The organism is Actinoalloteichus fjordicus, assembly GCF_001941625.1.
GTDB classification, from domain to species: Bacteria; Actinomycetota; Actinomycetes; order Mycobacteriales; family Pseudonocardiaceae; genus Actinoalloteichus_A; species Actinoalloteichus_A fjordicus.
Window position 1 is genome coordinate 5,097,354 of sequence record NZ_CP016076.1, and the last position, 14,705, is coordinate 5,112,058.

The following is a 14,705-nucleotide window of genomic DNA, read 5'->3' on the forward strand; positions in this document are numbered from 1 at the left end:
TCCGCGCTCTCCTGATTCACCCGTACTCCTCGTCCTCGACGCCTGCCCGATCGGACTCGGCGACCGCCCTGGCATGCTCGACGCTGCCGCCGACCCACCGCACCCGCAGGTCGCCCAGCGGATCGGTCTGGTCGAAGAGCACCGAGGTCTCCCGGTACAGCTCCAACAGGGCGAGGAACCGAGCGACCACCTCCACGGTCTGCTCGCAGTCCTCGGTGAGCTCGGCGAAGCTCGCCTCACCGCGCTCCGCGAGCAGGACCCGCAGGTACGCCGCGTGCTCCCGCACCGACACCCTCGCCATGTGCAGGTGCTCCAACGACACGGCAGGCGGCGGGCGCGGCCGGAACACCGCGGCCGCCACCTCGGCGAATCGATTCGCGTCGACGCCGAGGAGCACCTCGGGCAGCAGTCCCTCGAACCGCTCCTCCAGGGTCACCGACCTCGGGTACCGCCGGAACGCGCCCGCCTCCAGCTCGCTGAACAGCGCCGCCACCTGCTTGTAAGCGCGGTACTGGAGCAGTCGGGCGAACAGCAGGTCCCTGGCCTCCAACAGTGCCAGATCCTCTTCGTCCTCCACGTCCGCGGCGGGCAGCAGCCGCGCCGCCTTGAGGTCGAGCAGGGTCGCCGCGATCACCAGGAACTCGGTGATCTCGTCGAGGTCCCATTCCTCGCCCAGCCCTCGGATGTGGGCGATGAACTCGTCGGTGACCTTGTGCAGGGCCACCTCGGTGACGTCCATCCGATGCTGCGAGATGAGTTGCAGCAGCAGGTCGAACGGTCCCTCGAAGTTGTGCAGATGCACGGTGAACCGACCGCCGTGCGGGGCGGGGTCGGCCGGCGTCGAGGCCGGGTCGAGGGTCAGTTCTGTCTCGGGATCGAGGGGGCCTGCCCGGCCGGGATCGATCCGCGTCTCGAGCTGCACCGGATCGACCGCCCCGGACGTCGACCCGACGTCGGCGGCGGACGCTGCCGGAGACGCCGGAGACGCCGGAGACGGATCAGACCGGCCAGGCTCGCCGCCCGGCTCCGTCGCCGCCACGGGCGCGAGCACCGGTTCCCGCTCGCGACCGGTCATCCCGCCGCCTCCCCGCGCAGCCGCTCGACCAGGATCGAGTCGGCGCCGCGCGCCTGAAGGTCGGCCAGCACGACCGCGACGGCCTCCCGGACGACCCGACCTCGATCGGCGGTGACGCCGTGTTCGGCCAGCAGCACGAGCCGGGCCCGTTCCAGCGCCACCAGTTCCTCGGACGAGACGTAGACGGTGATCTTCGTGTCGTGTCGCCTGCGGCCGGAGCCGCGGGTCACCGCCGTGTCGACGGCAGGGGACAATACGTCGGGCACGTCGGTCGAGGCCTCGCCCGAGGGCCGGCCGGTCTCCGGCGTCGTGGACCTGAACAGCTCGGCGGCACCCGGTAGTGCGGCGCGTCGGGTCACCTGTGCTCCCGGCCTGCCTTCGAGTGCCACGCCCCGCTGCGGAGTCCCGCCGCGAGAGACGAGACCACGAGCCCGGTCATCGCGCGATCACCTCGCGCGCCAGCGCCCGGTAGGCCTTCGCGCCCGCCGAGCGGGGTGCCCAGCGAGTGATCGGCTCCCCCGCGACCGTCGTCTCCGGGAATCGCACCGTCCGGTTGATCACCGTGTCGAACACGATGTCGCCGAAGGCCTCGACGACTCTGGCCATGACCTCGCGGGAATGCAGGGTACGAGGATCGAACATGGTGGCGAGTATTCCGGTGATCTCCAGATCCGGATTCAGCCGCTCCCGCACCTTCTCGATGGTGTCGATCAGCAGTGCCACGCCACGCAGACTGAAGAACTCGCACTCCAGCGGAATGAGGACGCCGTGCGCGGCGGCCAGCGCGTTCACGGTGAGCAGGCCGAGCGAGGGCTGACAGTCGACCAGGATGTAGTCGTAGTCGGCCAGTACCGGCCGCAGGACCCTGGCCAGCGCCTGCTCCCGGCCGACCTCGACCACGAGCTGGACCTCGGCCGCCGACAGGTCGATGTTGCTGGGCAGCAGGTGCATGCCCTCGGTGGAGGTCTCCTGCACGACCTCCTGAACGGAGACCTGTCGCTCCATGATCACGTTGTAGATGGTGGTGTCCAGATGATGCGGATACACGCCGAGACCGACCGACAGGGCGCCCTGCGGGTCGAAGTCGACGAGCAGCACCCGTCTGCCGCACTCGGCCAGTGCCGCGCCGAGGTTGATGGTCGAGGTCGTCTTGCCGACCCCGCCCTTCTGATTGCACATCGCCAGCACCGTGGCGGGGCCGTGCCGGTCCAGTAACGGCGGGTCGGGAACGTGACGGCGGGGCCTTCCGGTGGGCCCGATCTCGCCCTCGAGTGCCTCAAGGGCCTCTTCCTCGGTGGGGTCGGCTGCCCTGGGCGTGAGGCCCAGGTCGACCGCCGCACCACGCGGCCGACCGGCCGAAGGCGACGGTGTCGACATGGTGGCTCGCTCCTCGCATCCAAAGGTTCTCGTGCGGCGCAGCCCGGTGGCGCTTGTTCACGCCTTGCGAAGCCGCAGCGGAACCGTTCTGCCTGCGATCCAACCACCGCCGGGCGCGACCTGATCGCCAAGCCCCACTCCTGCCGCACTCTAAGCGGCAGGCGAAGAAGCGGCAACGCGCCTCGCCGTGGCCACATCGCAAGCTTGCCCGCCGCAGGTCGGACCGCGCAGGAGAATCGATGGATCAATTCCGCGTGAGCAGTTCCACACTGTCGGGATGAGTCCGCAGGAATTCCGCCAGGGACAGCGGATTCCGTCCGGTGAGCTGGGCCACGACATCGCCGCGCACGGCCATCTCGCCGGTCGAGATCGCCGCGTAGGAGGTGACCCAGCCCTCCAATTCCCAGTCTTCGGCACCGTGACCGGACCGGGATGCCTTCGCCTCGGCCAGTGTCTGTTCCTGGTAGGTGATGGGGCGGTGGGCGAAGGTGGAGAGCACCGCCGCCGATCGGGCCAGCGTCAGCAGTTCCGGACCCGTGACGTCGTAGACCCGGCCCGCATGACCGGTTCCGGTGAGGACCGACCGGGCGACGCGGGCGACGTCGTCGCGGGAGACCCACGCGACCTGGCCGTCGCCTGCCGGCCCCCTGATGACGCCGTCGTCGGCCACCCAGGTGGGCAACAGGTCCAGGTAGAGACTGGGCCGGAGGAAGGTGAACTCGACGCCGCTGGCGCGGATGTACTCCTCGGTGCGGAAGTGATCCCTCGCGAAGGTGAACGTCGCGTCCGGGTCGGCGCTGAGGAACGACAGGTACACGAGGTGTTCGACGCCGGCGGCGACGGCGGCGTCGACCGCCGTCCGGTGTTGCGGCACCCGCTCCGGGTCGGCGTCGGCGGAGACGAGGAAGAGGGTTCGCACGCCGTCGAACGCGGCACGCATTCCGTCGGCGTCGGAGTAGGAGGCAGCGCGGACCGACGATTCCGGCAGCTCGGGTGCGCGTCCGGCGTCGCGGACCACCAGCCGGGTCGCCGTGCCCTGGTCCGCGAGCAGCCGCGCGATTCGGCCGCCGACTGCTCCGGTGGCTCCGGTCACCCCGATCATCGAACCTCCTACCCGAGCGGCATCCCCTGAATGCGGGATGGATTCACGTTAAGACCTCCTCGGGTTTCCTGCCTCATGATCAGCCTCACCGCAGGCGACGGCCCGTCTGCTCGGCAGCCCCGCGATCGAGAAAATCCGCATCAAGGGCTCTCCGTCTGCCCGACGGTGCGCCGCGACGGCCGGAATCGCACGCATCCCCGTTCCCGATTCCGGCGCGTACTGACGATCGCCTGCTCCGCACGGCGGCGCGGCGCCCGACGCGACATGCGCGGGCGACTCAGTCGGGGTCACGCGCGCGAGGATGCGCGAGCGCGTAGACCTCCCGAAGCGCGTTGATCGTGACCAGCGTGTAGACCTGCGTGGTGGTCACGGAGGCGTGGCCGAGCAGTTCCTGCACGACGCGCACGTCCGCGCCCGCCTCCATGAGGTGCGTCGCGAACGAGTGCCGGAGGGTGTGCGGCGAGACGGAGTCCGCGAGGCCCGCCGCTGCGGCGGCGGTCTTGAGCACCTGCCAGGCGCTCTGCCGCGACAGACGCCCGCCCCTCGCGTTGAGGAATAGCGCCGGGCCGCCTCGGCCCGCCGCCGCCGACGTCGGCCTGCCCCGCACCAGGTAGGCCTGCACCGCCGCCAACGCGGGTCGTCCGATGGGGACGAGTCGCTGTCGTCCGCCCTTGCCTGCCAACAGAACGGTCCGCCCTTCGGTATCGACGTCGTCGACGTCGAGACCGACGGCCTCGGAGATCCGGGCTCCCGTCGAGTACAACAACTCCACGACGGCGCGGTCACGCAGTCCACGCGGATCTGATCCGCCGCTGCCGTCGATGAGCCGCAGCACATCGTCGACGGGCAGGGCCTTGGGCAGCCCGCGCGGGATGCCGGGCGGCGAGACCTCGGCCGCCACGTCGACCGCGACGACTCCCTCCCGATGAGCGAATCGGTGCAGCCCGCGCACCGCGATGAGCGCCCTGGCCGCCGATCCCGCCGACAGCGCCGGTCGGGACGGCCCGCCCTCCCGAAGGGCGGCGACGTGGGCGGTGACGTCCGCACGAGAGACGTCGGCCAACGTCGTCACCTCCCTGGCGGCGAGGCTCCGCAGATAACGACGCAGGTCCCGGCCATAGGCGTCCAGGGTGTTGCGGGCGGTGCCGCGTTCGACCGCCAGATGGTCGAGATACTCGGTCAACCGTCCGACGAGCTCGTCGGACGGCTCTGGTTCGTCCGGGTCGTCGCAGGCCTGAGCGGCTCCGGGGTCCCGGGGATCAGAAGAGCCGCGCCCGACGTCGTTCGCGCCCCCGAGCCGGTCGGGCCCGGCGGTCTGCCGAGCAGCGGTCTCCGCAGGAGGAACCTCGGCCGAGGCCCGGGCCGCCGGTTCCGTCGACGCCTCGACCTCCGTGGAGCCTGTCTCGACCTCCTGACCACCGGTCATGTCCGCACCGCCCGTGGTCTGCCGAGGCACGTCGGCCCGTCGTCGCGCCGTCGACCAGGGAACGCAGCCGCCAGAGCCCAGGACACGACGAGGCAGACGACAGGCGGCCCGGCTTGCTCGCCAAGCTCCGTTCCCGCATCGGCGACACCCCGAAACTGACGGCCGCGAACGGCGGAGGTCCGCCATCTCGGTCGGGGCCGCCCGCACCGGCGCTCGTGACAGGCGACCTCGCGGGGCACGCCGATCCGCATCGAAATCCTTTCGACGGGTCCCGGCAGGCAACGGCCTGCCGCCGACGCCCCAGCCTAGGGTCTGCTCGGCGCGGGCCGCCGCGCGATCTCCTCGGCCCAGTGGTGACGCCCTGGAGTCTCGTCGGGGCCGTCGTGCGCCTCATGCACCTCGCGCGCCGACTCGAGGTCGGGGCAGCCCTGGGCTCGGATCAGGGACATCACCGATCCCGCGCGGCTCGCCGTAGGCCTACCGTCTACAGGCATGGCCTCCTTCGCCAACACCAACGGTCTCCGCATCGGCGACGCCGAGCGCGGACAGGCGATGCAGTTCCTCGGCGACCACTTCGCCCAGGGCAGGCTGACGATAGAGGAGTACGAGGAGCGGATCGGGGCCGTGACCCTGGCCCGCACCCGCTCGGAACTCATCGTGCTGTTCAACGACCTGCCCGGCACTCACCAGCTGGCTCCCGACCTCACGGTGGGCGAACCGGAGCGCACCCCGGCCCCCGCGCCGACGAAGACCACCGGCACAGCGCCGAGCATCGGGGACTCCCTCGGCCCGTTCGTCCGGTCGGCGGGCGAACTCGCCGACTCACTCGGCCGTTCGCTCAACCGCGCGATCTCCTCCGGAGACGTCCAACCTGCGGCGGGCGAGTCACCGAGGTATCGCGTGTTGGCGGGCGTCCTGCAGATCGTGCCGTGCTTCGGCGCAGGTCGGTTCTACACCGGTCACGTCAAGCTCGGGCTGGCCCAGTTCCTGCTCTCCTTCATCGGGGTCGGCCTGCTCTGGTCCTTCGTCGACGGCGTGCTACTGCTCGCCCACGGCGGCGAGGACGCCGAGCGGCGCGCGCTGCGCTGATGCTCCGGTAGGGGTTCGAGTCACCTCCGCAGTCCGATGTCGCCCAGTGTGGAAAGACTTAGCATCGGCCCGGTGACAACGGAGGCACCGACGAGGAACACCGACAAACCGGAGCGGCTGCAGCCACGTGCCCTGATCAGAGTGGCGACCCTGGTCCTGCTGACCGGTCCGGATCGTTTGCTGGGCACGCCACGTCCACGGATGTCGCGTCTGCTTCGTTGGACGATGTCGCCACTCGTCACCGCCTTGCTCTTGGCGAACGTCGCATTCGGTGTGTCCCGGCTCGATCCGCTCGTGAGCAGCCCCGGACCCGGGGCAGACGCCCCGCTCGCACCGGTACCTCAGCTAGCGCTGCTGGCCTCGGCGGGCATCTGCGCCTTCGCCTTCTTTCGACCGCTGATCGCCTGGCGGCTGGCGACGGCCACGATGGTCGGCTGGGTGTTCCTCTTCCATGAGGTCCTCGGCGACCTGCTGCCCTTCTGGTCGAACTACCTCACGGTGATGTTCCTGGTCGCCTTCCGCCATGCGAAGTGGATCGCGGTGACGACCGCGACATGCGGATTCGGGCTGTTGCTGTCCGTACTCCCCCTGGCGATGGACGAGGCCGTCGGCACTTTTCCGGTCACCGAGCTGCTGCTGTCCGGCGTCATCGTCGTACTGCTCGGCGGCGTCCTCGGCCGGTTCCGCACCAGCGCCGTCCTCCAGAGCTCTCCCACCGCCGAGGGCGAGGACCCCGAGGGGCATGCCGAGCGCAGGCAGCGGGAGGAGCTCGCCGGGCTCGTCGCCGAGACAGGCAGGGCCGTGCGGTCCTGGGCACGCACGGCGGGCGCGCTGCTGTCATTGGTGCTGATCAGCGGCACCGATACCGCACTGGCCCGGCGCGGACACACTCCACGCCGATGGCGACGCCAAGTCCGCGTGCCGTTGATCGCCGCCTACGCACTGACCGTGACGATCGCAGGCGTCGACAACTTCGCGGACCAGCAGGACACCATCTGGCCCGAGATCCTGGCATTCGCAGGCGGCGGGATCGCCGTCCTGGCGTTCGTCCTGCCCATGGTCGCCTGGCGAGCCAGCATCCTGGCGATCGTGACGGCCTTCGTCACCGTTCCGGCGGACCTCGGGCGGATGCTGCCGATGTGGGTGGTCGTGCTGACCGTGCTGTTCCTGGTCGCCTACCGACACACCGCGCGGATCGTACTGGTGATCCTGGCGGTGACCTGCGTGGTCGTATGGATCAGCGCGGCACTGGCCGAACGATCGTGGGGGATGATCAACCTCGGCGGAGTGCTCGTCTCCGCGATCGTGGTGGCGCTGCTCGCCTACTCCCTCGGCTCCGCGCACCGGGCCCGCCGAGACCTCGCGGCCGAGGAGCAGCGCACCTCCGAGGCACAGGCCGAACAGGTGCGGCTCAGCGAGCGCAACCGGATCGCCAGGGAGATGCACGACGTGGTGGCTCACCACATGTCGATGATCGCGGTGCGATCCGAGACCGCCCCCTACCGCCTGCCCGATCTGTCCGAGTCCGGCAGACAGGAGATCGCCGAGATCGGCGAGGCCGCCCGCGCAGCGATGTCGGACATGCAACGACTTCTCGGCGTGCTCCGCGACGCCGATCACCAGCCCGCCCGCGCGCCGCAGCCGGGCCTGAACGATCTGGCCGACCTCGTCGCCACCAGCGGCGACTCCGGCATGCCGGTCACGATGAGCCTGCCGGACGGCCTGGAACAGGTCGTCGGCGAGGCCTTGGGCCTGACCGCATACCGCATCGTCCAGGAGGCGCTGACCAACGCAAGCCGCTACGCCCCCAATGCGCCGATCCGGATCGATCTGACCCGCGACGGGGCTAAGCTGATCATTACGGTGCGGAACGAACCACCGTCCGAACCGCCACAGGTCGCAGTGCGCCGATCGGGCGGCGGGCACGGCCTGACCGGCATGCGGGAGCGGGTCGACCTGCACCGGGGAACGCTGACGGCGGGTCCGACCGCGAGTGGCGGCTTCCAGATCCGGGCCGTGCTGCCTCTGACCGACGACGCACCGTCCGACGACGCCGAGGAGTAGAGATGATTCGCGTCCTGGTGGCAGACGACCAGGCGATGGTGCGGGAGGGGTTCTCGGCGCTGCTCGCGGCTCAGTCCGACATCGAGGTGGTCGGCTCGGCCTCCGACGGTCGCGAGGCGGTGACCGAGACCCGGCGGCTGACCGGCGAGGGCGTCGGGCCGGACGTGGTGTTGATGGACATCCGGATGCCCGTCCTCGACGGTCTCGCCGCGACCCGACTGCTGATGGACCTGCCCCGTCCGGCCGACAGCTCGCCGCCTCGCGTGCTGGTGCTCACCACCTTCGACCTGGACGACTACGTCTACGAGGCGCTGCGCTCCGGCGCCAGCGGCTTCCTGCTCAAACACGCTCCGTCGGCCGATCTGCTGGCCGCCGTCCGGGTTGTGGCCGAGGGCGAGGCACTGCTCGCTCCCTCGGTGACCCGGCGGCTCATCGAGGACTTCGTCCGGACGCGGCCGGTGGAGCCGCCGCTCCGAGGAGGGCCTGGTCGCCCCGATCCCCTCCGTGCGCTGACCGATCGGGAGACCGAAGTGCTGACCCTGGTCGCCAGAGGTCTGTCCAACACCGAGATCGCAGGCCGCCTCGTGCTCGCCGAGCAGACGGTGAAAAGCCATGTCAGCCGGGTCCTGGCCAAGCTCGGGGTGCGGGACCGAGCCCAGGCCGTGATCGCCGCCTACGAATGCGGGCTGGTGACGGTCGGCTCCTGACCCGTACCCGGGTAGGGGTACGAACCGCCCGTAGGCCACCTCTCGTAGCACCTCGGATTCGCTACCGTCGCGGGGCGATTCGAGCCCGCTCAGCCTCTTAGCGTTCAGCCCGATCGATCACGAAGGCGGATCGGTCGGGAAGGACGACGAGGATCATGGGCACCAGAGAACGAGCGGTTCGGCAGCTCCGATCGATCGGCCGCCCGACAGCTGCGGTGCTCGGCCTGAGCGTGCTGGTCGGCCTCACCACGGCACCCGCATCGACGGCGGCGGCCCCCTTCGCGCCCGCAGCCTCGGCGGCGGCCGCCTGGGCGCAGGATCGTTCACAGGGCAGGCCGCTGCCGCCGCCTGATGCCGAGCCCGCCGTGATCGCCGCGTTCTTCGCCGCCACCGGTCCGGCCGAGGCCGAACGTCTGGTCGACGCCCATCCCGCCGTGCTGGGACAGCTGGACGGCGCGCCCGCCGCGCTGCGGTACGCCGCGAACCGGCACCGCTCGGACGAGTCGGAGCCTGCGGCCGGACCCGACGAGGCAGCGGTCCGTCAGGAGCAGCTGTTGCTGTTCGATCCGCAGGGGCGCGGCCGGGTCGCCGTGGTGCTGGGCGATCTGGACGAGGCGCGGGACGTCGCGGTGCTCGTCCCCGGTTCGGACGTGGACCTGGCTCGGTTCGCCGAGTCGGAGCTGCCGCTGCGCAGGCCGATGGGCATGGCTCGGGCGCTCCATGACGAGCTGACCACCCGGTCCCCCGGCACGCAGACCGCCGTCATCGCCTGGCTGGGCTACCAGACGCCCGAGGGTATCGGGCTGGACGCCGTCGGCGGGCGGCTGGCGCGTGCCGGCGCCCATGAGCTGGTCGACTTCGCCACCGGCCTGCGGACCCAGAACCCGGACCAGCGGATCAGCCTCGTCTGCCACAGCTACGGCGCGGTGGTCTGCGGTCTGGCCGCGCCCGAACTCGCCGCCGACGAACTCGTGTTCCTCGCCGCACCAGGCGTCCGCGCCGAGTCGGTGGAGGAACTGGACACCGAGGCACGAGTCTGGGCAGGCCGAGGTGAGAACGACTGGATCTCGGCCGTCCCGAAGCTGCGTCTGGGGGACCTCGGTCACGGCGGCGACCCGACGGTCGAGACCTTCGGCGCTCGCAGCGTGCCTGCTCGGGACGTCGCAGGACATGACGGCTACTTCGAGCCGGGCACCGACTCGTTGACCGCCGTGGCCGAGATCGTGCTGGGCTCCGCCGCGCCCGATGTCGCGGCCGTGTCCGCCGAGGCGGCCCCGGAACCTGGCGTTGTTCCCGGCGACTCCCCGGTCGGCGCAGCAGGCCGCCCGGCGCCGCACCCGACTGACGACGCCCACTCGGCGGTGCGCTGATGACGACCCGTGCCCGGCCCCGGGACCCGTCGATCGACCTCGTCCGTGCGGTCGCGGTGTGCGGAGTGGTGCTCGGCCACTGGCTGGTCACTCCCCTGACTGCGAGCCGGGACGGGTTGGTCGCAAGCAGTCCGCTGGCATCGCTGCCGACGCTGACACCGCTGAGCTGGCTCCTCCAGCCTCTCGGCCTGTTCTTCCTCGTCGGTGGCTACCTCGCCTCGGCAGGGCGGCGAGCAGGGCGAGGGGAACGGGCCTGGCGGCTGGGGCTGCGGCGATTCGTGCTCCCGGTGGCAGCCCTGTGCGGCGGTTGGGCCGTGGTGTTCGCCGTGCTCGCCGTGCGCGGCCTGCCGCAGCAGACGGTGGTCACGACCGCACAGCTGATCGTCTCCCCACTGTGCTTCCTCGGCGTCTACCTGCTGCTGCCGGCCGTGACACCGCTGGCACGGCGGCTGGACGCCCGGTTCGGTCTGGCGGCCGCGCTGCTGCCCGCCGCCCTGGCACTGCTGGCGGAGGCCGTGGCCGCGACGTCGCCCAGCGGGCTGGCGCAGGCCGTGGGTCTGACCACGGTGGTGACCGTGTGGTGGGTTCCGTGGCAGCTCGGCACGGCGTTGGCCGCCGGACGGCGACCCGGCAGGCTGCCGAGTGCGATGCTGGTCGGGGTCGGGGTCCTCGGCATGGCGATCGCGGTGACGGTCTTCGGCTACCCGGCGGCCGGGATCGGCGTTCCCGGCGCCGAGCGGTCCAACCTGCTCCCGCCCTCCCCGGTCGCGCTCGCGCTGGCCGTCGCGCAGATCGGCCTCGTCCTGCTGCTGTGGCAGACGTTGCACCGCATCGCGACACACCCGATCATCACCCGTGTGGTCACGGTGCTGAGCCGAGACGCCATGGGGATCCTCCTGCTGCATCAGAGCGCCCTGGTCGTGGTGAGCCTCGTCGCCGCACGGGCAGGCGTGCTGCCCGGCCTGCACACTGTCGCCGACGACCCCGGCTGGCTGCTGCTGCGGCTGGCCTGGCTGCCGGTGTTCGCGCTGGTCCTCCTGCTGCTCCTGCGACTCACGGCACTCGGTCCGCACCGGGTACGCAGGTGCCGGGGGACTGTCCCGGTGCGGGAGCCTGAGATCACGGTGTCCTCAGCGGGCGCGGCTGCGACGAGCGGCAGGCCCGAGGACCGGGGCTGCCCTGCCGGGCCCGACGGCGACGGACGGCCGCGTCGGGAACGAGGCGTCTGCGAAGGAGAATCGGTCGTGACCGGCCGTCTCCGTCGGGAAAGCAGACAGTGATACTCGGTAGGGGTCGAAGGGCGCTACGGTGATCCAGTGGCAGGCGCAGACAATCTCCATCAGAAAAGAATCGGCACCACGGAACGCGAATCAGCCGTGAGTGCGCTCGGCATTCATCTCTCCGAGGGCAGGTTGAGCCTGGAGGAGTACGAACAACGGCTCACACACACGATGGACGCGAAGACGAACGGGGACCTGCTCGCGATCTTCAGCGACCTGCCCGTCCCGCATCCGACGCTGCCGGGTGTGGCGACGCTCCGGCCCACCGCACCGCGTCCCCCGCAGGCACCGCCTCCGTCCGACGTCGTCGTCTACTCGTCGAAGTCGAAGATCGCCGCAGGCGTCCTCCAGCTCATTCCGAGTTTCGGCATCGGCCGCTTCTACACCGGACACATCGGAATCGGCCTGGCCCAGCTTCTGCTGACGCCGGTCTTCGGCATCGGCGTCCTCTGGTGCTGGATCGACGGAATCCTGCTGATCGCCAACGGCGGACGCGACAGCCGGGGCCTTCCCCTCCGCGACTGATCGCCTCGGCGACCGAACGGCAGGCATCGCATCGGGCCCGTTCCCGGCCGGGTCGGGCACCGATGCACTTCGCCGAAAGGCCCGAGTCCTGCCGAGACGGCCTCTCGACCGGAGGGCACGGCGAGGCGATCGACTCGCCTCGCCGTGCCCGCGCAGCCTCGATCAGTCCGAGCCCGCCGTGCGCCTCGCCCATCGAGTCGGCCGATCCGGCCACGGCGCGGTGGTCTCTCTGGCCTCGGCCAGGCCCGTCAGCACGGCTCGCGCCGCCAGCAGACCCGCCGAGGTCGAGGCGTTGACGATCTCGCCTGCGACCACCATGCGCACCGCCTCGTCCAGAGGCACGCGATGCACCACGAGGTCGGCCTCCTCATTGCCCTCGGCGGTCATCTCGGCCACCTCGTGCAGGTCGAGGGCGAGGAAGACCCGGACCACCTCGTCGGTGAAGCCCGGCGAGGCGGCGACGTCGACCAGCACCGACCACCGCGAGGCCGACAGCGCGGCCTCCTCGGCGAGTTCGCGCCGCGCGGTGTCCACCGCAGGCTCGCCCGCCACGTCGAGCAGTCCCGCAGGCAGCTCCCACAGTCGTCTGCCCAACGGATGCCGATACTGGTGGATCAACACCACCCGGCCCTCGTCGTCGACGGCCACGATCGCGACCGCACCGGGGTGCTCCACGACCTCACGACGACCCGTGCCGCCACCCGGCATGGCGATCTCGTCGACGCGCAGGGCCATCACTCGGCCCTGGTACAGGTCCTCGCTGCCCACGATGCCGAACTCGTGGGCGCCCCGAGTCCGCCGCACGCCGTCGGACGACGAGGCAGGCGGCGAGGACGGGTCGGACGGCGTCATCGAGACGCTCCGGCCTTGCTCGGCGCCGCCTCGGGCAGCTCCACCGGAAGCCGCTCCTGCGCCTTGTAGTCCGCCGCCGCGCGCACGAAGGCCGCGAACAGCGGATGCGGCCGCGTCGGCCTGCTCTTGAGCTCGGGATGGGCCTGCGTGCCGACGAAGAACGGATGCACGTCGGCAGGCAACTCCACGAACTCGACCAGCCGGTCGTCCGGCGACAGGCCGGAGAACACCAGGCCCGCCTCGGCCAGCCGCTCCCGATAGGCGTTGTTGACCTCGTAGCGATGCCGATGCCGCTCGGAGACGTCGGTGGCGCCGTAGGCCTTGGCGGTCACCGTCCCGGCCACCAGCCGCGCGGGGTAGGCGCCGAGCCGCATCGTGCCGCCCATGTCGCGCTCCCCCGCGACCACGGCCTCCTGATCGGCCATGGTGCTGATCACCGGATGCACGCAGTCCTCGCCGAACTCGGCCGAGTTCGCCCCGTCCAGGCCCGCGAGGTCTCGCGCCACGTCGATCACCATGCACTGCAGCCCCAAGCACAGGCCCAGCATCGGAATCCCGCGCGTGCGCGCGTACCGGATCGCGCCGACCTTGCCCTCGATCCCCCGCACGCCGAATCCGCCGGGTACGAGGATTCCGTCGACGCCTGCCAACGCCGCCGACGCACCCGCGTCGGTGTCGCACTGGTCAGAGGGGACCCAGACGATCTCCACCTTGGCATGGTGGGCGAACCCGCCCGCCCGCAGTGCCTCGGTGACCGAGAGGTAGGCGTCCGGCAGGTCGACGTACTTGCCGACGAGCGCGACCCGCACCGTCTCGGCGGGCTGGTGCACCCGGTCGAGCAGGTCGCCCCACACCCGCCAGTCGACGTCCCGGAACGGCAGACCGAGCCTGCGGACTACGAAGGCGTCCAAGCCCTCGGCGTGCACGACGCGCGGGATGTCGTAGATCGAGCGCGCGTCGGGCGCCGCTACCACGCCGTCGGTGTCGACGTCGCACATCAGGGCGATCTTGCGCTTCAGCGCCGCCGGGATCTCCCGGTCGGACCGGCACACGATGGCATCGGGCTGGATGCCGATGTTGCGCAGCGCGGCCACCGAGTGCTGCGTCGGCTTGGTCTTCAGCTCGCCGGACGGCGCCAGGTACGGCACCAACGAGACGTGCAGGAAGAAACAGTTGTCGCGCCCGAGGTCATGCCGTACCTGACGGCAGGCCTCCAGGAACGGCAGCGACTCGATGTCGCCCACCGTGCCCCCGACCTCGGTGATCACCACGTCGGGGGTGATCCCGTTCTCGTCCGGCTCGGCCATCGCCCTGATGCGGGACTTGATCTCGTCGGTGATGTGCGGAATGACCTGCACCGTGTCACCGAGATACTCGCCGCGCCGTTCCTTCGCGATCACCGTCGAGTACACCTGGCCGGTGGTCACGTTCGCGCGACCGGACAGGTCGCGGTCCAGGAATCGTTCGTAGTGGCCGACATCGAGGTCGGTCTCGGTGCCGTCCTCGGTGATGAACACCTCACCATGCTGGAAAGGGTTCATCGTGCCGGGATCGACGTTGAGATAAGGGTCGAGCTTCTGCATGGTGACCCGAAGGCCACGGGCCGTGAGCAATTGCCCCAGGCTGGATGCCGTCAGCCCCTTCCCGAGGGAGGATGCGACTCCTCCCGTGACGAACACGTGCTTGATCGTGCGTGCCTGCAGCACCAAGAGGGCTCCCCGTGGTTCCCGATTCACCGACCGTCACCGGATCGGACTAGCTTCTGGGAGGACGGCGTGATACCGATCCACGGGGTCTTAACGTAACACCACGTGCCATGAACGGCCCACTCACGGGGC

Annotated in this window: 14 protein-coding genes; 6 read left to right on the forward strand and 8 right to left on the reverse strand. The window is 70.7% G+C overall.

The features are described from left to right. Positions 1-16: 16 nt before the first annotated feature. From UA74_RS21515 to UA74_RS32285, 6 genes are all read right to left on the reverse strand, one after another. Positions 17-1,075 (reverse strand): segregation and condensation protein A, encoded by a 1,059-nt coding sequence (locus tag UA74_RS21515; RefSeq protein ID WP_232237361.1) that lies wholly within the window; start codon positions 1,073-1,075, stop codon positions 17-19. Next, positions 1,072-1,434: a hypothetical protein gene (locus UA74_RS21520; protein WP_075741871.1), complete on the reverse strand. Its 363-nt coding sequence runs from the start codon at positions 1,432-1,434 to the stop codon at positions 1,072-1,074. The genes UA74_RS21515 and UA74_RS21520 overlap by 4 nt, the downstream gene beginning before the upstream one ends. Positions 1,435-1,510: 76 nt before the next feature. Beyond that, complete coding sequence (locus tag UA74_RS21525; protein WP_075741872.1) at positions 1,511-2,452, reverse strand: ParA family protein; 942 nt, start codon at positions 2,450-2,452, stop codon at positions 1,511-1,513. Between the two features lie 244 nt (positions 2,453-2,696). Then, entirely contained in the window at positions 2,697-3,554 is an 858-nt protein-coding gene (locus UA74_RS21530; protein ID WP_198042812.1) for an SDR family oxidoreductase, read from the reverse strand. 277 nt (positions 3,555-3,831) lie between these two features. Beyond that, positions 3,832-4,737 carry a site-specific tyrosine recombinase XerD gene (locus UA74_RS21535; RefSeq protein WP_075744077.1) on the reverse strand — a complete coding sequence of 302 codons (906 nt, stop codon included), beginning with the start codon at positions 4,735-4,737 and terminating at the stop codon, positions 3,832-3,834. Between the two features lie 548 nt (positions 4,738-5,285). After that, positions 5,286-5,429, reverse strand: a complete 144-nt coding sequence (locus tag UA74_RS32285) for a hypothetical protein (protein WP_157434363.1) — start codon at positions 5,427-5,429, stop codon at positions 5,286-5,288. A 43-nt stretch (positions 5,430-5,472) separates the two neighbouring features. Here UA74_RS32285 and UA74_RS33045 point away from each other — a divergent pair, with 43 nt between their 5' ends. The 6 genes from UA74_RS33045 (at position 5,473) to UA74_RS21570 (ending at position 12,015) form a co-directional block, all read left to right on the forward strand. Then, the gene (locus UA74_RS33045) at positions 5,473-6,069 is read left to right on the forward strand and encodes a DUF1707 domain-containing protein (protein ID WP_075741873.1); all 597 of its coding nucleotides are present in this window, start codon (positions 5,473-5,475) and stop codon (positions 6,067-6,069) included. Between the two features lie 72 nt (positions 6,070-6,141). Then, the gene (locus UA74_RS31105; protein ID WP_157434364.1) at positions 6,142-8,133 is read left to right on the forward strand and encodes a sensor histidine kinase; all 1,992 of its coding nucleotides are present in this window, start codon (positions 6,142-6,144) and stop codon (positions 8,131-8,133) included. 2 nt (positions 8,134-8,135) lie between these two features. After that, the gene (locus UA74_RS21550; protein ID WP_075741874.1) at positions 8,136-8,840 is read left to right on the forward strand and encodes a response regulator transcription factor; all 705 of its coding nucleotides are present in this window, start codon (positions 8,136-8,138) and stop codon (positions 8,838-8,840) included. Between the two features lie 155 nt (positions 8,841-8,995). Beyond that, positions 8,996-10,210, forward strand: coding sequence for an alpha/beta hydrolase (locus UA74_RS21560; protein WP_083683463.1), 1,215 nt, complete (start codon positions 8,996-8,998; stop codon positions 10,208-10,210). After that, entirely contained in the window at positions 10,210-11,490 is a 1,281-nt protein-coding gene (locus UA74_RS21565) for an acyltransferase family protein (protein ID WP_075765308.1), read from the forward strand. Before UA74_RS21560 ends, UA74_RS21565 begins: the two co-directional genes overlap by 1 nt. 36 nt (positions 11,491-11,526) lie before the next feature. Beyond that, positions 11,527-12,015 carry a DUF1707 domain-containing protein gene (locus UA74_RS21570; RefSeq protein ID WP_075741878.1) on the forward strand — a complete coding sequence of 163 codons (489 nt, stop codon included), beginning with the start codon at positions 11,527-11,529 and terminating at the stop codon, positions 12,013-12,015. Positions 12,016-12,177: 162 nt separating this feature from the next. Here the strand turns inward: UA74_RS21570 and UA74_RS21575 are convergent, their stop codons facing one another. Together UA74_RS21575 and UA74_RS21580 are read right to left on the reverse strand one after the other, a co-directional pair. Further along, a complete protein-coding gene (locus tag UA74_RS21575) occupies positions 12,178-12,867 on the reverse strand; it encodes an NUDIX domain-containing protein (protein WP_083683464.1) in 690 nt (229 codons plus the stop codon). After that, the gene (locus UA74_RS21580; RefSeq protein ID WP_404799998.1) at positions 12,864-14,573 is read right to left on the reverse strand and encodes a CTP synthase; all 1,710 of its coding nucleotides are present in this window, start codon (positions 14,571-14,573) and stop codon (positions 12,864-12,866) included. Before UA74_RS21580 ends, UA74_RS21575 begins: the two co-directional genes overlap by 4 nt. Positions 14,574-14,705: the final 132 nt, after the last annotated feature.

Coding starts and splice junctions, on each gene's coding strand:
- UA74_RS21515 (WP_232237361.1), bottom strand. CDS start 1,075: ATGACCGGTCGCGAGCGGGAACCGGTGCTCGCGCCCGTGGCGGCGACG.
- UA74_RS21525 (WP_075741872.1), bottom strand. CDS start 2,452: ATGTCGACACCGTCGCCTTCGGCCGGTCGGCCGCGTGGTGCGGCGGTC.
- UA74_RS21530 (WP_198042812.1), bottom strand. CDS start 3,554: ATGATCGGGGTGACCGGAGCCACCGGAGCAGTCGGCGGCCGAATCGCG.
- UA74_RS32285 (WP_157434363.1), bottom strand. CDS start 5,429: ATGTCCCTGATCCGAGCCCAGGGCTGCCCCGACCTCGAGTCGGCGCGC.
- UA74_RS33045 (WP_075741873.1), top strand. CDS start 5,473: ATGGCCTCCTTCGCCAACACCAACGGTCTCCGCATCGGCGACGCCGAG.
- UA74_RS21550 (WP_075741874.1), top strand. CDS start 8,136: ATGATTCGCGTCCTGGTGGCAGACGACCAGGCGATGGTGCGGGAGGGG.
- UA74_RS21560 (WP_083683463.1), top strand. CDS start 8,996: ATGGGCACCAGAGAACGAGCGGTTCGGCAGCTCCGATCGATCGGCCGC.
- UA74_RS21565 (WP_075765308.1), top strand. CDS start 10,210: ATGACGACCCGTGCCCGGCCCCGGGACCCGTCGATCGACCTCGTCCGT.
- UA74_RS21575 (WP_083683464.1), bottom strand. CDS start 12,867: ATGACGCCGTCCGACCCGTCCTCGCCGCCTGCCTCGTCGTCCGACGGC.